The 16,403-nt window shown below is 43.1% G+C and carries 18 protein-coding genes; 10 read left to right on the forward strand and 8 right to left on the reverse strand.

Annotation, left to right across the window (positions count from 1 at the left end; genetic code table 11):
- Positions 1-7 precede the first annotated feature (7 nt).
- Positions 8-796 (forward strand): HEPN domain-containing protein, encoded by a 789-nt coding sequence (locus F0L74_RS34040; protein WP_149841488.1) that lies wholly within the window; start codon positions 8-10, stop codon positions 794-796.
- Between the two features lie 140 nt (positions 797-936).
- Entirely contained in the window at positions 937-1,716 is a 780-nt protein-coding gene (locus F0L74_RS29560) for an HNH endonuclease (protein ID WP_149841489.1), read from the forward strand.
- Positions 1,717-3,218: 1,502 nt separating this feature from the next.
- On the opposite strand, the gene F0L74_RS33415 is transcribed toward F0L74_RS29560, so the two are convergent.
- From F0L74_RS33415 to F0L74_RS29570, 3 genes are all read right to left on the reverse strand, one after another.
- Positions 3,219-3,371: a hypothetical protein gene (locus F0L74_RS33415; protein ID WP_188316222.1), complete on the reverse strand. Its 153-nt coding sequence runs from the start codon at positions 3,369-3,371 to the stop codon at positions 3,219-3,221.
- A complete protein-coding gene (locus F0L74_RS29565) occupies positions 3,355-3,822 on the reverse strand; it encodes a PIN domain-containing protein (RefSeq protein ID WP_149841490.1) in 468 nt (155 codons plus the stop codon). Before F0L74_RS29565 ends, F0L74_RS33415 begins: the two co-directional genes overlap by 17 nt.
- A gap of 113 nt (positions 3,823-3,935) precedes the next feature.
- On the reverse strand, positions 3,936-4,211 hold the full coding sequence (locus F0L74_RS29570) for a SymE family type I addiction module toxin (RefSeq protein WP_149841491.1): 276 nt from the start codon (positions 4,209-4,211) through the stop codon (positions 3,936-3,938).
- Between the two features lie 221 nt (positions 4,212-4,432).
- Between F0L74_RS29570 and F0L74_RS29575 the strand changes: the two genes are divergently transcribed.
- Positions 4,433-4,771 carry a helix-turn-helix domain-containing protein gene (locus F0L74_RS29575; RefSeq protein ID WP_149841492.1) on the forward strand — a complete coding sequence of 113 codons (339 nt, stop codon included), beginning with the start codon at positions 4,433-4,435 and terminating at the stop codon, positions 4,769-4,771.
- A gap of 86 nt (positions 4,772-4,857) precedes the next feature.
- On the opposite strand, the gene F0L74_RS29580 is transcribed toward F0L74_RS29575, so the two are convergent.
- Positions 4,858-5,076, reverse strand: coding sequence for a hypothetical protein (locus F0L74_RS29580; RefSeq protein WP_149841493.1), 219 nt, complete (start codon positions 5,074-5,076; stop codon positions 4,858-4,860).
- 72 nt (positions 5,077-5,148) lie between these two features.
- Positions 5,149-5,934, reverse strand: coding sequence for a hypothetical protein (locus F0L74_RS29585; protein WP_149841494.1), 786 nt, complete (start codon positions 5,932-5,934; stop codon positions 5,149-5,151).
- A 545-nt stretch (positions 5,935-6,479) separates the two neighbouring features.
- On the opposite strand from F0L74_RS29585, the gene F0L74_RS29595 reads away from it, so the two are divergent.
- Entirely contained in the window at positions 6,480-7,052 is a 573-nt protein-coding gene (locus F0L74_RS29595; RefSeq protein WP_149841495.1) for a hypothetical protein, read from the forward strand.
- Positions 7,053-7,478: 426 nt separating this feature from the next.
- Here F0L74_RS29595 and F0L74_RS29600 read toward each other — a convergent pair whose 3' ends face one another.
- Both F0L74_RS29600 and F0L74_RS29605 read right to left on the reverse strand, forming a co-directional pair.
- The gene (locus F0L74_RS29600; protein WP_149841496.1) at positions 7,479-8,381 is read right to left on the reverse strand and encodes a hypothetical protein; all 903 of its coding nucleotides are present in this window, start codon (positions 8,379-8,381) and stop codon (positions 7,479-7,481) included.
- Positions 8,382-8,425: 44 nt separating this feature from the next.
- On the reverse strand, positions 8,426-9,490 hold the full coding sequence (locus F0L74_RS29605) for a DUF262 domain-containing protein (RefSeq protein ID WP_149841497.1): 1,065 nt from the start codon (positions 9,488-9,490) through the stop codon (positions 8,426-8,428).
- A 757-nt stretch (positions 9,491-10,247) separates the two neighbouring features.
- On the opposite strand from F0L74_RS29605, the gene F0L74_RS29610 reads away from it, so the two are divergent.
- From F0L74_RS29610 to F0L74_RS29630, 5 genes are all read left to right on the forward strand, one after another.
- On the forward strand, positions 10,248-10,727 hold the full coding sequence (locus F0L74_RS29610; RefSeq protein ID WP_149841498.1) for a hypothetical protein: 480 nt from the start codon (positions 10,248-10,250) through the stop codon (positions 10,725-10,727).
- A gap of 239 nt (positions 10,728-10,966) precedes the next feature.
- Positions 10,967-11,377, forward strand: coding sequence for a hypothetical protein (locus F0L74_RS29615; protein WP_149841499.1), 411 nt, complete (start codon positions 10,967-10,969; stop codon positions 11,375-11,377).
- Positions 11,378-11,634: 257 nt separating this feature from the next.
- Positions 11,635-11,973, forward strand: coding sequence for a hypothetical protein (locus tag F0L74_RS29620; RefSeq protein WP_149841500.1), 339 nt, complete (start codon positions 11,635-11,637; stop codon positions 11,971-11,973).
- Positions 11,974-12,151: 178 nt separating this feature from the next.
- Positions 12,152-13,102, forward strand: coding sequence for an SDR family oxidoreductase (locus tag F0L74_RS29625; RefSeq protein ID WP_246197853.1), 951 nt, complete (start codon positions 12,152-12,154; stop codon positions 13,100-13,102).
- Positions 13,103-13,255: 153 nt separating this feature from the next.
- The gene (locus F0L74_RS29630) at positions 13,256-14,179 is read left to right on the forward strand and encodes a helix-turn-helix domain-containing protein (protein WP_149841501.1); all 924 of its coding nucleotides are present in this window, start codon (positions 13,256-13,258) and stop codon (positions 14,177-14,179) included.
- A 176-nt stretch (positions 14,180-14,355) separates the two neighbouring features.
- Here the strand turns inward: F0L74_RS29630 and F0L74_RS29635 are convergent, their stop codons facing one another.
- Positions 14,356-15,588, reverse strand: a complete 1,233-nt coding sequence (locus tag F0L74_RS29635; protein WP_149841502.1) for an amidohydrolase family protein — start codon at positions 15,586-15,588, stop codon at positions 14,356-14,358.
- Between the two features lie 270 nt (positions 15,589-15,858).
- Here F0L74_RS29635 and F0L74_RS29640 point away from each other — a divergent pair, with 270 nt between their 5' ends.
- Positions 15,859-16,335, forward strand: a complete 477-nt coding sequence (locus tag F0L74_RS29640) for a GNAT family N-acetyltransferase (RefSeq protein ID WP_149841503.1) — start codon at positions 15,859-15,861, stop codon at positions 16,333-16,335.
- Positions 16,336-16,403 lie beyond the last annotated feature (68 nt).

A 16,403-nucleotide genomic window follows, 5' to 3' on the forward strand; every position in this document is an offset into this window, starting at 1 on the left:
CATAGATGTGCAATACGTTGAATTAGATGCTAGCATTGTAACGGCGTCTAGTGGTAACTTAATAGCTCAAAGTATCTATGTCCGTAATTATACGTTAAGAAGAAAGAAAAAAATCGATCGTACCCTCTTAACTGCGAAAAACATGTTGTTGAGTGGATGGACTTCTTCTAGACAAGAGATAAATGAGGTTATTATAAAATGGTTTAAAAATGAGAGATTTTATAATATTTATGAATATTATCTGGATTCCAATAACTGGTTTCAGGGATCAGATGCTAAATTAAGTAACGTGATGTTCAATAATCGGTTTTTGAATCTTATACAAGGATTGGAAGATTATTATAGAGAACGATTTGAAATTATTCTAACAGCTGAGGATCGGAAGAAATTTGATGAAAAGAAGAAAGCTATACTAGACCAAATACCTCCTTCGCCACTTAAACAGTGGCTCAATAATACCTTTAAGTTTACAAAGTATCCAAAATTGGAAGAAAAACTTTTAACAATTGTAAATGAATTGGAATCAGACTTGGACAAACTATTCGCCAATATCTCTTTGGCCAACTTTCCCCAAACAGCCGCTTCCTTTCGTAATAATCTATCACATGGTATGACTAAAGAGTTAAACCAAGGATTATCTTTCTATAAGGATTATTTTACTGCGCAGACCCTTTTGGGAATTTGTATATTAAAAACACTGGGCGTAACAAAATTGAAGGATAAAGCAGCCTATTATTCTAAATTCGAGGACGCTGCGTATGAGATATATAGTATCCAAGAAAAAGAGAGAAAATAATATTTTTCTACACTACTATTATCCTCCCTGCTGATGAGATAGCCGAAATAAGAACAGTAAAACCAAGAACCCGTACTTAGACCACAGTTCGATTGCTAACTACTTCGACACCGAACTTTTTATTTAAAATTACCTGAAATATGCAATGTATTTTTTGCAAGAGAAATTCTGACAACTCAACTAGTGTAGAGCATATTATACCTGAAAGCCTTGGCAATAAAGACCACATATTACCTAAAGGAATAGTTTGTGATCAATGTAATTCATATTTCGCTATTAAGATTGAGAATGAATTATTAAGCCAAGAATATTTTAGATTTATTAGGTCCACTCAGAACGTGTTGTCAAAAAAAAGAAAAACCATACCTTCAACAGGTCTTACAATTCATCCCGAAGGAGGTAAAGTCGACGTTTATAGGGAAGCTTCAGGTATTCTTATTGACATCTCAAATCCGAAGATTGCAGACCTAATTGCGAAAGGAAAAGTTAATACACTGTATATTCCGAATCATATTGAACCGGTCTCTAAAAACATACCATTATCACGCTTGCTAGGGAAAATAGCTATAGAAGCATTAATTCAAAAAACACTCCACGTTGGTGGTTGGGTAGCAGAAATAATTAATAAAGCCGAACTGGAACCTTTAAGAAGCTACGTGCGCTACGGACCAACAAAGATTAAATTTTGGTGTTACAGCCAAAGAATATTGTATCCACCAGGCTCTCTGTTCAATTCGGAAAATGATGATGCATATGAGATACTGCATGAATATACTTTTCATTATTCAGATGCTAATGAATTATTTTTTATCATAGCAATATTTGGTATTGAGTATGCTATAAATTTAGCTAATCCTGAAATTGACACTTATCAAATCCTAATTGAAAACAACAATGGGAAAAGTTTTTTATATAGCTAGATTCTTTAAAAAACTAAGGATAGATGTCAATAATCGAACCTGTTTTATATCGAATAAGAAAGAGTTGTGTGAAAATTAAAACTGCCCCAGATAATAAGAAGGTGTCAAAGGAAAGAGGCCCTTCTTTGTTACGTGATATTGTGAGGAAGGTACTATATTGTGAGGTTAGACTGTCAATGGTCTAAAGAAGTAGACTGTGAGGAGCGACATGCTATTAAAATGGTCCTCTACTTTGTGGCTAGGAAAGGAATCGAATTTGCACTGCATAGTGAAAACAGATTTGGGAACCAACATTTGCATTACTATTAAGCATCGTTGCGTCGCACTCCGTTCATCCGCATTGCTACTATTGAGCAGCCCCTCCTCCGGTTTCTGACACCCCTCCTCAACTAACCGGGAAAAGCGGTCTCACTACGGTCACGGCAGGCAAGCCGACGCGCCAAGTGCCGGCTTAAGCGGCGTTCCGCGCTGTTTCGCTTCGCTCCACATCGCTCCACGTCGCTACGCCTGCGCCTCCTTCGTCGGCGCCACTTGTCACGCGGCTTGCTGCTGCCGCTCCCTCCGTTCGGGCAGCTACCGGCGTCTGGCAAAAGGGCCTGTGTGCGTGTAAAGGAGGTCCTCTAATTTTATCGGCCCTTTTGCCATCCGACCGCTGCCCATATTCGTCCGCCACCCGCCTTGCTGCCCCGGCCTTTCTCTTTTTGATTTGCCGTCCGCTCCGCTCCCGGCTACACTAAGGCCGAAGCCGCGGCCAACAGGGCCCCGCGCTCGCCGCCCACGCTCTAAGCCTACGCTTCGCTCACGCTCTTGGCCCTGTGGCCGGGGCAGCGTTGGCGGGGGGCGGCGGGAATCCTATTAAGCGACAGATTATAGCCACCCAGCATCATCCCCTGATCATCAACTCGACCGATAGCTCAACATTGACTACGAACCGACGTATACTTTCCCGATACCCTGTTAGAACCAGTACTCCGGCCTTATCCGCAAAAAAACAGCCTCGCAAATTTATTGCGGCGTGCTCGCGCACAAAGCCGCCAAAAGGTTCGGCATAAAGCTTCAGTACTAACCCTCAACTGCACATCCTGCACCAACCGCATCAAGCCATCAACCACATCAATCCACGCATTTATTCCGCGTTCCTTTTGGCTTGGGCATACGCCGCTAATGGCTAGTCGCTAAGCTGTTTTTTGCTGCTTAGTATTTTTTACCAATAAAATATTTTACTATGGAGTTATTCTGGTATCACAGGCCCTCAATCAACGTTTATTATGGGGAGTTCATTTGCATTATCTGCGGCATAGGGTTCAACTACTCACCGCGGCTTGATTGCCACTGTAACAAATGTGCATTCGGCACGCTGCAGCTGGACTTTGCAGTAACAAAAGATGAAAGCCAGCGCGAGGAACTAAGGGAAAATATGAGAAGGCTAATACATTGTGGATAAGAGGTCCGGGGCATAACGCCCTGGAACCTCCTGGTTGCCCAGGATAAAGCGTCGAGAACTATCTGGCCTGCATCTCGCTATGATATCTTTGTCTGGCGGCTTTCAGATCCCGCAACAGCAAATCCGGGTTTTCCCAGTACTTAACGCTCAATTTCTCGCGTACCTTCCGCACTTCGGCAACCGCATCATACTTTTTAGCTTTTTTCATCATCAACGGGTTTTAAGATCTCCCGGGGCGTCCTGATCTCAATGATCCGGTAACCCATCCGGGCATTAATGGCATTATACAATTTAATCCTGTCAAGATTAACAATATGTTTAAAGTTCCAGGATGCCAGTACATCTGCATTGTGCAACGTCGCCAGGGCAATGTGCAAGGCATCATTATAGCTGCGATTACTCAAGGCGCCTTCAGAGATATACGTTTTAGCCAATCTTATTGCCTTCACGGTGCTTTTAACCTCTATTTTGTACCGTTTAGGCACATCTGCTAATTTCGTCATCACTTCTTTGCCTGCCTCCTGGAGCTCCAATAGTACCAGGTCGGAAAGCTGCAGCTTTTTCTGCCCGGTCTTAAACTCTCTGAAAAGCGCCTGGCTATGCTCCATAAACTCAGGATCAAAGCAGCCGCCTATAACAGACGTATCTGTATATACTACCATAAAATTACAAAAAGGAAAGGGGGTTAAAAAATGAAGCTGGGGAAACATGACAATCGTTAACCACGGACGGCCAGCCTGTAACTCCGGCCGCCGTGGGTTAACAAAATAAAGGGTTAACAAAGCCCTAATACCGGGCAATTCTGTTGGATATCCTGCAAAACCCGTCTACCACGTTTCTTTTTCTTAAAGTCAATAGGCTGCGCCGGTGCTGGGGGCTTTAACCGCCTTATCATTATATATTCATGCCCCACATCTACGGTTACCTTATCACCAATATTAAAGCCTGCCTTCTGCAGCCATTGGCCGGATAATCGTATAAACGGTGAGTCATTTGAGCTACCGGGCATAGCGGAAACAGTCAACTCACGGGAATTGAAATTGGTTTTCATAAATAGTATGATTATGCTGTAAATATAGCGATTATACCAGTAAAGACAAAGTATAAAAACACTTTTTTAAGCATATTTATACCATATATAAGTCAATTATATAGTATGATATTGCTAAATAATATTGATCAATATGCTAATGCGTCTGTAATTCAATAAATTGTTGGTAGATTAGCAATTGAAATTTTACTTTAATTAACCTGATAACCCAATATCCTGTTATGACCTTCGGTGAACGTGTTGCTATTGTCCGTAAGCTGAAAAAGATGACTCAGGCCGAGTTAGGCACTCTTGTAGGATATACTGGCGATATAGTTAGCAAATACGAAAGAGGAGTACCCACGCCCTCCATTGATATAGCTGCGAAATTTGCCAAGGCGTTAAACACGTCACTGGACTACCTGGTAAACGGCATTACAAGCCCTGGTAATGAGCTAACCGGTGAGCTCCCTGCCCAGCTGCAGCAATTTAATCAGCTGCAGCCCGAAGACCAGGCTCATTTACTCGCTGTGATGGATGCATTTCTTACAAAAGCCAAATTACAATCATTACTGGGTTAAAATAAGAAGGCCCCCGCATACGCGGAGGCCCTAACACCAAACATCCGAAGGTAACCACACCTCGCCGGAAGCTATTGTCATAAACGCTAATCAGCGTCGGTATCAACTGCTGTCTGGCTTATACCACTCATCACCGTGCCCGCAACAGCCAGGTAAGCAGCTACTTTCCCGATGATAGCAGGCAGCGCCGCCAAAACAGGTAATCCTAAGACAGCGGAGCTAACCGCGGTCAGGATCAGCCCAATGTTCCGCACCTTCGCAAAGAAAGGTGGAGTTGGGGCCAGTAACCGGTCTGTTAATTTCATACACACCTTTTTTAAATGTTAAACAATACCACTCTTACGTTAGTAGCTTAACCCACATCAACCACCAGGTTCTTAAGCCGGAGGCGTTCCTTCTGCAACAGCAGCGGTACCTGACACCTTCACTATAGCCAGCGCATTGTAAGCGCCATTTTTCAGGCTATACAGCTCACCGTTCACCACCTGGAAGAACTCAATGCCCACTACCACAAACAGCGGGCTAGTGCTATTTGCAGTTACATTAACCGCCAAACTAAGTTCAGCCGTTGAAGTAGCATTGATTTCCAGCTGTTCACTGGCAGCGGTGCCATTTACAAACTCCTCTGCCTCAAAGCCCACTTCTGCGCCCGCCATTACAATCCGGAAATTGGTAGCGCCGGCAGGCGTCGCCAGCATATTAATGGGTATAAACGGAGGTATAGCCACCGTCAGCGCGCCCGTCGCGCGGTCAATCGCTGATGTAAAAGGAGCATATAGAGTACCACCCAGGCGGCCCGTGGGGTTAAATTCAAACCCGCTTAGAAGCTCCGCCTCTCCATCTATCACATTTCGCTGTCCACGGCTATTGGTCGCATCCGCACGGATCACCTTCACCATTGCAGCCGTCAGCCGACTTGCTACATAACTGTCGCTTGCCGTCAACAGCAATGCCCGGAATGCAGTCCGTAACAGCTTACTGGCCTTTCCTGCCCGGCCAAACTCACTACCGTTTTCACGGGTGCGCTGGAAGGCCGCATCCGTTGCAATACGGCGACCATCCACGCCACCTTTCTGTCTCGCCAGGTACCCCGCTTTGGTTTTATAGAAGGTCACATTGCCAATGGTACCTTCTAAGGGTAAAATCCCTGTTTGTTTTGCCATCTTAATACAATTTAGATTACAATAGGGCAGTTCACGTAGCCATGCCCATTAGGCTTACATCTGCGCAGGATGTTGTAAATTTGCAATTACCACATCAAGCTACGCCGGCATTTTTAACGAGAAAAATTTGCATGCCGTTTATGCCAATAATGAATAAATTGATCCCAAACCGCATAGTGATTTACGCCCGTGACATAGAAAATATCACAGGCAGGAAGGGACGAACTGCTCGTCTGCTCTTGCAACGTATTCGTAAAACTTATGGAAAAAAGCCAGGACAGCTTGTAACCATTACAGAATTTTGTCAGTTCGCCGGGTTAAAAGAAGAAGAAATAACTAGGTTCCTGGTACATTGATACACCAGGTCAACGCCGGGTTTAAAGCGCGTTTGAGGGCGCTGACGCAGTTGCCGCCATTGTACCTCCTGCGACAAGCCGGAAAGCCGTCCACTTCATTCCATCAATAACTTATTGACTATATGAAAAATCTTTTATCTGCGCAGCTCGATTGCGCACATAATACAGACTTTTACAGTAAATTTTTATATGACACTTGAACTAGCAGAATTATTGGGCAAACAGTATCTTATTGCAGCCTACGTCGAGAAAAAAATACAATTAGTTAATTATATTAAAGACGGGTATGACAAAGATCTGCCAATTCTAATAAATAATAGATTCCTACATTTTACCGCACATATCAACTACAGGAGCGTTATAGTGGACTTGTATGCACTATACGGCCCTTTTGGACGGAATAATAAATATAGTTTTTTTAGAATATTAGAGCCTGAATACGAATATTTAATAGCGTCTGAAAGTAGAAATAATTTAAGATTAAATTTATCAAACCTTTCACGGCAAATTTCAACTATCAAAAACTTGCGACATAAACAAATTGCACACTATGACTTTGAACAAACGGAGTCTATAAACTTAAACTTTGATAATCTATTGTTAGTTAATGGATTATTTGAATCAGCAAAAGAAATTTTGAAGCAAATTGGAATGGCTTTCGTTGATGAAAGTCTGACCACAAGCTATGATTTTGGGAGAAGACACCTTGAGCTTGACTCCCTAACTCGATTGACAAATTCAAAGAATAGAGATCAGATATAAAGATAGCCTGGACACTAATTTTAACTTCGAAAATACATAAAATGGCCACAGGTTGTAGTAACACGAAGTTGTCACCCCCAAAAAGCGCACACGATTTAGTTTCATTTATGTCATTTTCCATTGGCATTCAATATATCTGTACTAGCTATGGTTCTTACAAACATGGTCAAAATTGGCTATTCAGAAAGGTGGCGAAAAAGGTTATCTATTCTTTGAAGTTCCTGAAAGCCAGCTATACGTGCGGCATCGGAGATACCTAGCGTAGTCCTAACGGGATGACGCTAAAAAGCCAAATAATGACTCGGCTTTTTGTTTGGAAATATGAAACTCACTCTACATCAGCCTCATGGTTTCATATTCTTTTTAGCATTACAATAGATTTGCCCACATCCTATCTGCAACTGCTTTAGGTAAGCCAAGGCAACCTTACAAGGAAGTATACCAACTTTCTACATACGACGGATAATCAACAACAACAATCATATCCTTGGTATAATTCCGACGACTTCTCAGTGATGCGACAGCCGTTGCTTCATCTGTATGTATTTTGATTACACTTCGATTATTTTTGTCCATTTCTTGATAGGAAGTGCTTCTGATTTTCCGAATAAATCGTATGTGTAGGTCTGTTGGCCTTATCTTGGCTGTAGCATTTATATACGGTAAGTGATTATTCTTTAGGTAATGTGCTGCCTGCGAAATAAGGAAATCAAAACCTAAAGCAATTGACTTTACACAATTTGCGAAGTCTTTTATATCTGTAAGCGGAGTCTGAACGTTTGGATCATGCGCAGCGGCATGCCGCCGATTTGCAGCATTAACGAACTGTGTTTTTGCCGAAATCACTGAACAACCAATTAAATTAGTTACTTGTTCAATACCTTGCCAAGCCCCCTCCACCTGAAATGCGCCCAAAAAACTAGCAATTTCCTCTTCGCTTAAATTCGAGTTTTTATATCCCATCCCATAACTTGACAATAAATACGGCATTGCAGCGGAGCTTGACAACTTATTTGCTTCTGTTTGGATAAACGTCCGCCAGTCCTCGCCGTTTTTGCGCATGCGGTCGGCAATCTTTTGTATACCTGCCAAGGAAGAAAGAAGCGTCGCTTCCTGGATCTTTACTGGCAGCCTTTGGAATTGAACGGGCGAGGTAGCAACATGTTGAAGAACTTCGCCAATCCTTTGTTTGAAAAAATCTTCCAAGATATTGAAGCTGATGATCGCTAGACCATTTCTCAAAAACCTAGCTCGTTCATTATGCACAACGTTGGCAGCAGGTCCATCTATGATAATTGGATCCGTTAAAGTATGCTGGAGGATACCCATTCTATCAAGGTAGAACCTTCGGGCTAGAGATACCATAAGGAGGTTTAAAGGATTTGGTTTAACAATTGCAGCATTGTATTAATCCTATAATGTACTCGTACTGGATTAGATGTAAATTGACGAATGGAGTCTTGAAATACCTCGTCGGTATTATATAGTTCAAGAAACTGCTGCCTTATCTGAATTATCTGGTCTTGCGTTACATCAATATTTCGCTCTAGCATTATAGAAAGTGGTACCATTTGGACGTCAAAGAAACCTTGAATTATCTGACGCCGATGCTCCTCACCATCTGATCGCTGGAAAGCATTATCCTCCCAAACCGTTGCGCACAAGTCTATTGTTCGTTCAAAAATTGCCCGCAATGTTGCGATTTGGTCCGGACTACTATGTCGATGTGTGTGCATAAATCTATTCATAGCGACATTGATATTGCCTTGAAAATTTTCCCAGTACTCCCTAATCGTAAAAAACCGCAATACATATTCGGCATCTGTCATTTCTTTGTATGCTTTTTCATTTTCCGTTATGATCTTCAATTGCCTACGCAGAAATGGATGTCGAGCCAGCTCAAGGATCAAGTCGTTTAGCGGCCCCATAAACGCGACATTTCTGATTTCCTGCGGAAGTAATTTATCCCCTCCAGTGTTTAGTCGTGTAAATACCTGGTATTTCAATTCAGGATCCGACTGATTCAACAAGGTAACAACACGTAAATATGGCCTAATAGTAAGTGCATTTGATAACGTTTGCGGCAGATCTGTATAGGATAATCCTTCAAGCTCCTGGAATTTCTCCAAGCTTTGCAACACTGTCCCCAACCTAATGAACTTGTGAATCGCCGTCACACGTTGTTTACCATCAATCACACTGTACTTTCCGTATGTATCTTCTGCTAGGTAAATAGGAGGGACAGGAATATTTAATAAAAAGGATTCAATCAATGCTGACTCTTTTGCTGGCGTCCATCTTTCCCTGCGCTGGTATCCTGGTGACAAGTCTATAGCGCCGGAATCTACCATTTCTGCTATTGAACCTAGTGAAAGGTCGGAAGATTGCAAGACAAGACTTCTCTGCGCTTCCTGAAATCTATCTACTATTTCGCTCATAACAGCTTTTATTGATTAAAAAATTAAATTAATTAAACATACGTAAAATGTCGATTTATACCAAATTTTAACGTTAGTATTCTTTAGAATAACAATCTGAATGTTAGGATCTGATGCATTAAAAAACAGTTGCATAAACTTTACAAAGACATTAAACATGTTAATATCGCCTCCGTTGATTGTCATTTCACGTAAAAACGCACAGCTTGTTATTCGTCAAACTTTCTCTTAATAAAATTCGATATAATTTGCATTGGTTCGGTCTATATATTCGATATATTTATCGAAAATAAAGAGTCCTTCAAGCTCTGTCAAAATAAGCTATTCCGAGAGGTAACAAAAAAGGTTACACTAATCTTAAAACCTCCTCAAGCTCACGATTTATAAGGCCTTATTGCAGTCCCGTCCGGTCCGCATAGTAAGACTGATACAAAGTAGAAACCTGCGCTGAGCGCGGGTTTTACTTTTTTAGGACTTTTTAGTCGGGCATTTGGCCGGGTTCCTTTTGAACCCAGCTGGATCACTGAAGTTGGCCCCTCCACGCGATATGCGGATTTTATTTTTATGCTATGATTTACGCTGTGCAGGCTTTTCTGGTAGACATAGTTCTATCAGGGGTAAGCTATCTACATAAAAATAAAGTGACGACAAAAACCTGTTTATCCCTTCTTTTATCAAGTAGATCGGCGAACATTCTCTATTCTGGGAGAATAAACTTATAATATATATTTAACAAACCTATCCCACTACTTTGCTTATGAAAGAACAAAGACGACTTTCTTTTCCATTGTTTAACAGGCTATGTGAACGGAATACAGGAAATAAGTATGTGAGCGAATGCATCCACTGCATTAGATCTGAAGACTGTTTGTATTTTCCAGGCCTTATCATGCCTTATGATCATATCTTCTCACTATACTCGACCAGACTAAAAATTGCAAAGGACAAAGTCACTGATGCAGATTTCATCAGTGACTTTGAGCGCACAGTTGATAGTATGAAAGAAATTAAATCGAATGATCTGGGGCTTGTCTCACTGCATACAGAATCCTATACATATGTTGTCTTTTATGAGCCAGATAATGAGATAATTCTAGGAATATTAAGAAGTAAGAACAACGAAGGGCTCAGAGACCTGGAAACTCTACAAACCGAACAGATTGCCCAAGGATTGACATCATCAATGCTCAAATATTCAAAAGGAGTATTTGTGAGAGACTGGAAGCGCCCCTCATAGGGAAGGAACACAGTTACATATACAAAAAAAACTAATTTGAATACGTAAAATATCCTATTTTTGACCCTCAAATAAATCCCTTACCCATGAAATTTTATCGGCGTTACCCGTATTAGCCATTATTGCGTTGACATCTTTGCAGGTCAGTGTTTCATCCTGCAGCAAAGAAAAATACCGATACTCTTATTATCCGCGACACAGTGCATATTACTGATACCCTGCAGCTTAAAGACACGGCAATGACCACCACCATTCTTACCTCTACTGCCTGGAAAACGCAGGAGTCAAGGTGGATAAGAAATAATATTTATGGCTATTATCTGAGAGGCGGATCCGGTAATATGGAGAGCCTGGATATTCAGACACTAACCTTCCGTGCAGATGGTACCGGCACCCATTACAACGCAGACGGCTATACCGTTCAGTTTAACTGGGAATGGCTTAATAACCAGAAAACTTCTTTAAAATATACTGATCATTATCCGGCGCCTACGGGCGATCATGGTGTAGTGTGGGAGCATATCGTTTATAAGAACGGCGCCATCAAATTTGGTGAATATGTTTCGCAATCTACTACACAAAAGGTGGCAGGCTATTCCATCTGGATACCGGTGTCCTTTAATCAGAACGTAAACCTGCGCCTGGATTAATTCCCGGAGGTATATCCAAATAAATGGAGCTGTATTGAAATAGTGTTAGGAATAAGAACTTCACTGGGGCGTCTTCTGATTGAAGACGCCTTTTGGTTTTGTAACAGCTCGTAGCTGCCTGTGGAAGTTCTCAATGGTATTGGTCATAACAGCAGACAAAATATTAGCCCCACTCTGCGAGAAATATATAGAACGATTGTGTAACTTACAATAATATCCACTAATGCTAAATTAACATTGTAAAAAGTTATATATCCATGAAAAACATCATCCTGGCCACCACTACAGCTTTAGTAATTTTCTCCTGCGGTACGGCAGAAAACCCCGCCACTAATCCAAACAATCAAGAGGCGTTAACAGAAGTAAAAAAGGAACCTAAAATAAAAGATGCAGTTATAACTGAAGCTAATGTCCTTTATGCTGCAGTAGATGATGACGGCACCCGGCGTGACGGCTACGCGCAGTATCTCTGCCAGGTACTGGCGGAACATAATTCGACTGTTAACTGGATAAAGGTTGTAAAGTATGGTTCCTCAAATGATCCTAAAGCAGATAATGCCTATGGCGTCCTGCTTGGTGAGGCCCATTGTAACTAAAAATGCTTTACATATTCTAATAAATGTAATCCTACAACAATTGTACAATAAGTGACGCATCAATAATATCCCATATACTACGTAAATAACATTTACGCCCAAAGAACATACTCATACCTGAAGCAATTTTTCGCCACCGCGATAACTTTTCCGGTTTTCGGCTAAACTAAACCCAGATTTGGATAAATTCTCCCGCCCAAAGCAGATGATCTTCGCATCAACAAAAGAGAAGACTATAATGCGCGTATTTGTCACAGGAGCCACAGGCTTTATCGGTACTGCCATTGTGCAGGAATTAATAAATGCCGGTCACCAGGTATTAGGGCTGGCACGTTCAGATGCATCAGCCCAAAAATTGATCGATGCAGGTGCAGCAATTCATCGGGGTGACCTGGAAGATCTCGACAACCTGCGCAGCGGAGCTGCGTCTGCAGACGGCGTGATCCATGCAGGGTTTATCCATGACTTTACTCGGTTCCGGGAAGTTTGCCAGGTAGATAAAATAGCCATTGAAACCATCGGTGAAGTATTGGCCAATTCTGACCGCCCCTTTATTATCACATCCGGCACGGCGTTGACCAGCCCCGGAAAACTGGCAACGGAAGATATCATACCCCCGCTCAACCCCGCCTGGCCAAGGGCTTCCGAACAGGCCGCAGATACTGTCGCCGCGCTAGGGGTCCGCGCAGCAGTCATTCGCCTGTCGCCGTCTGTGCATGGTGATGAGGATAAACACGGATTTATACCAATACTGGTTAAGATCGCACGCGAAAAGGGAGTTTCTGCTTATGTAGGCGAAGGACTCAACCGATGGAACGCTGTACATAGGCTGGATGCAGCTCATTTATACAGATTGGCCTTAGAGAATGCTACACCGGGAGCTCGCTTTCATGGTTCTGCGGAGGAAGCCATCACAACCAGAACGATAGCCGAAGCCATAGGAAAACAACTGAACATCCCCGTAGCATCAGTTGCGCCGGAAGCGGCCGCAGAACATTTTGGCTGGTTCTCGCACATGGCGGCGATCGACTGCCCCGCATCCAGCAAGCAGACACGGGAAAACTTGAACTGGCGTCCAACACACCCCGCTTTGCTTACAGATATTGAAAATGGCGTTTATACCAGATAAGAGCGATGAAATTATAACTGGTTCCTCAGGGAATATTAGGCAGCCGCTGACAAAGCTTTACCGGAACCGGCCGAAAATGGGATCCGCCATATCCGCGGTCTTGCCAGGGAGCTTGCTGCCGTATACCAGAAAAATAGCGAACTTTAACTCACGATGAACAACCACCAAATTTTCCGTTTTCACACCATCACCGAATATCACCGGGCTACAGGCCTGCCTAACCCGGCACATCCGCTGATCAGCGTGGTACATATGGATGATTTGAACACCCCCCTCGCTGAGAGCCCGTTCAGCCTGATCTATGATTTTTATTCGATCTCAATGAAGAGGGTGAGGAACGCGAAATTCAAATACGGGCAGCGTACCAGCGATTTCGATGACGGCGTATTGTTCTTTATGTCCCCCGGACAAGTCTTTGGGGTGGAATTTGAAAAAAGTGCAGTAATGCACCACCCCGAAGGCTGGATGATCCTGATCCATCCAGACTTTTTATGGAACACGCCGCTGGCTAAAAACATAAAAAAATATGAGTTCTTTAATTACGCTGTTAATGAAGCGCTTTATTTATCAGACAAGGAAGAAACGATGCTTACCGCTATCGTTCAAAATATTGAACAAGAGTATCATACCAATATTGACCGGTTTAGTGAGAACGTGATCACCGCTCAACTCGAACTTTTACTAACTTATTCTGAAAGGTTCTACCAACGGCAGTTCATCACCCGCAAGGTTGCCAGTCATGAGATGCTAAGCAAACTGGAAGATCTGCTAGCCAGTTACTTTAACAGCGGCGCACTTGCCCAAAAAGGACTGCCCAGTGTGACCTACATAGCTGAGAACCTAAACATTTCACCAGGCTACCTGAGCACCTTGCTTAAACACCTGACCGGACAGAATACTCAGCAGCATTTGCACAACAAGCTGATCGAACTGGCTAAAGAGAAACTCTCAACAACCAACCTATCAGTTAGCGAGATCGCTTATGAGTTGGGTTTTGAGCACCTGCAATCCTTCAGTAAACTGTTTAAAACCAAAACCAGCCTCTCTCCACTGGAGTTTCGCCGTTCTTTTAATTGAAATGCTTAGCCACATTTTCCTTGCTGGTGAGCATTCTGTAACCTCAATGATTTTTCGTGCTGTGACGATGCGCTACCCGCGCTGAATTCCATGGCTTTTCAACACTTCCCTCGCACTTTCTATAGCCGTTTACCAAACAACCTCTCATTAATCAAGGTCACCACCCGTCCAACAACTCAATCACATCGATTAACAACCTTTCCCTCCTTCATAACAAAAACAACGTGTTCAAGCGTTTCCACCTTTACTAACGGATCTTCATCCACCGCAATAATATCAGCCAGATATCCTGGCTCCAGCAATCCAATCTTTCCAGGTCCAGCCACTAGCTCACCAGAATTCATCGTTGCCGAACGGAGGATCTGCGCATTGCTCATTCCCGATTGGCTATAGGCGTGATAGGTACTCACCGTCACTTCGCCCCGGTTACGCTGTGCATCGTAATAATACATATCTGACCCAAACGCAATCTTGACCCCAGCTTCCAGCGCGCGTTTGATGCGTTGCTGATATCTGTCAACACCAGTCCGGTCAGTTGGCACCAGGTAAATTCCCTTTTCAGCCATTAATTTCAATACCGGAGCAGACAGCGTGTAGCCATGTTCAATTGAATTTACACCGGCATTGATGGCGTTTAGGGCTGGTTGGTCTCCGTTGGTGGCGTGCGCGGCAACTTTCAGATTGGCCGCCTTAGCCTCCTGAACGATAGCAGTCAGTTCCTCCTGGTTCAGGGATAGTTGATTGTTATTGACAATGACCTTGATGCAATCAGCGCCGTTAAAGACGGCTTCTCTTACCGCCTTGCGGGCTTCCTCCGCTCCGCAAATTTCGCTATACTCTTTTGGTACAAGCACCTTTCGGGCGTCCGGTGTCATTTTACTGAATTGTCCTCCAATCGGGGACAAAGCGCGGGTGGCAGCGTAGATACGCGGCCCTGGAAGCCAGTTTTTGTTTATGGCGTCTCGCAACGCAACGTCGGTATTTTCTCCGGAATTGCCCAGGTCCCTTACGGTGGTGTAGCCCGCCAATAGCATATCCCGTGCGTTGCGGGCGCCAATCAATGCCCGCGTGGCATTATCGGTTATCGCCGTTTCGGTTACGATATTAGCTCCAGCTACTTTTTCCAATTCATACTGGTATTCGTGACATAAATGACTGTGTGCGTCGACCAAACCAGGCAACAAGTATTTGCCTCCCAGGTCAATTATGATTGCATCAGACGGGATGTTCGGGCCACTATCTACCTTTTCTATTTTGCCCTGCCGGCAGTAGATCAGGACCGGTGTGATCAGTTGCCCCTTGCGAACGTCAACAAGAGCTTTCGCCTTGATAACGGTTAACTTGTCCTGAGCACTGACATGGAGAAAAGCGGTCAGGCAACATAAGATTGCGTAAATGCGAATTATCATGGCCAAAGTTTAAACATTGAAGGGTCAAATATCTGCTTTGGCTATCAGATGACTATTGGAGTAACGGCCAAAACAAAGTAAAACGCTCATCGTTTCAGTTATTATGTGAATATCTACACGCCAATAACACAATATATAAAATTTTTCATATAATCAACCTGCACTGCTCCTTATGGCTTGCTGGTTTCCAAGCGACCCAAGACCTAACGAAGCTAATTTGGCGCTAGAACGCCTCTGATACTATCTCAATTCTTTCTGTTAAATTTAAACATGCGAGTAGAACAAGAAACACAACTTATCAACCTCACAGACGAAAACATCATGGACCTACACTCCATGATCAACGAATCAAAACACCTTGGCTACAATTTCCTACAAAGAACAATCGATGACTGGAATACCGGCGCTAACAAGTTTAATAAACCTGGTGAAAACTTATGGGGCCTATTCTTAAAAAAAGACCTGATAGGCATCGGCGGCCTTAATATCGACCCCTATGCCCTCCTACCAAAAGTTGGCCGGGTGCGACACCTGTACGTCCGGGAAGCTCTCCGCCGGGCAGGCTACGCAACTTTAATAATGAACAAAATAATAGACGAGGCTAGCCATAGTTTTACTGTATTACGATTATTCACTGACAATCCTACGGCTGCATCATTTTACGAAAAATTGGGCTTTAAACAAACCGGCGAATATAAAGCGAGCCATTTTTTAACGCTGCCAGTCCATAAGCCGGACAGGTATTAATAACTTATCTACTGCTATTTTCAATTACTATCGCCATTTTATGTGTTTTTAACGTAGGCAGGCGGAAA

The organism is Chitinophaga agrisoli, from assembly GCF_008386695.1.
Taxonomy (GTDB): domain Bacteria; phylum Bacteroidota; class Bacteroidia; order Chitinophagales; family Chitinophagaceae; genus Chitinophaga; species Chitinophaga agrisoli.

Excerpts from the sequence above, each read along its gene's own strand:
- F0L74_RS29560 (WP_149841489.1), top strand. The coding sequence starts at position 937 with ATGCAATGTATTTTTTGCAAGAGAAATTCTGACAACTCAACTAGTGTA.
- F0L74_RS33415 (WP_188316222.1), bottom strand. The coding sequence starts at position 3,371 with ATGATGAAAAAAGCTAAAAAGTATGATGCGGTTGCCGAAGTGCGGAAG.
- F0L74_RS29565 (WP_149841490.1), bottom strand. The coding sequence starts at position 3,822 with ATGGTAGTATATACAGATACGTCTGTTATAGGCGGCTGCTTTGATCCT.
- F0L74_RS29570 (WP_149841491.1), bottom strand. The coding sequence starts at position 4,211 with ATGAAAACCAATTTCAATTCCCGTGAGTTGACTGTTTCCGCTATGCCC.
- F0L74_RS29575 (WP_149841492.1), top strand. The coding sequence starts at position 4,433 with ATGACCTTCGGTGAACGTGTTGCTATTGTCCGTAAGCTGAAAAAGATG.
- F0L74_RS29580 (WP_149841493.1), bottom strand. The coding sequence starts at position 5,076 with ATGAAATTAACAGACCGGTTACTGGCCCCAACTCCACCTTTCTTTGCG.
- F0L74_RS29585 (WP_149841494.1), bottom strand. The coding sequence starts at position 5,934 with ATGGCAAAACAAACAGGGATTTTACCCTTAGAAGGTACCATTGGCAAT.
- F0L74_RS29595 (WP_149841495.1), top strand. The coding sequence starts at position 6,480 with ATGACACTTGAACTAGCAGAATTATTGGGCAAACAGTATCTTATTGCA.
- F0L74_RS29600 (WP_149841496.1), bottom strand. The coding sequence starts at position 8,381 with ATGGGTATCCTCCAGCATACTTTAACGGATCCAATTATCATAGATGGA.
- F0L74_RS29605 (WP_149841497.1), bottom strand. The coding sequence starts at position 9,490 with ATGAGCGAAATAGTAGATAGATTTCAGGAAGCGCAGAGAAGTCTTGTC.
- F0L74_RS29610 (WP_149841498.1), top strand. The coding sequence starts at position 10,248 with ATGAAAGAACAAAGACGACTTTCTTTTCCATTGTTTAACAGGCTATGT.
- F0L74_RS29615 (WP_149841499.1), top strand. The coding sequence starts at position 10,967 with ATGACCACCACCATTCTTACCTCTACTGCCTGGAAAACGCAGGAGTCA.
- F0L74_RS29620 (WP_149841500.1), top strand. The coding sequence starts at position 11,635 with ATGAAAAACATCATCCTGGCCACCACTACAGCTTTAGTAATTTTCTCC.
- F0L74_RS29630 (WP_149841501.1), top strand. The coding sequence starts at position 13,256 with ATGAACAACCACCAAATTTTCCGTTTTCACACCATCACCGAATATCAC.
- F0L74_RS29635 (WP_149841502.1), bottom strand. The coding sequence starts at position 15,588 with ATGATAATTCGCATTTACGCAATCTTATGTTGCCTGACCGCTTTTCTC.
- F0L74_RS29640 (WP_149841503.1), top strand. The coding sequence starts at position 15,859 with ATGCGAGTAGAACAAGAAACACAACTTATCAACCTCACAGACGAAAAC.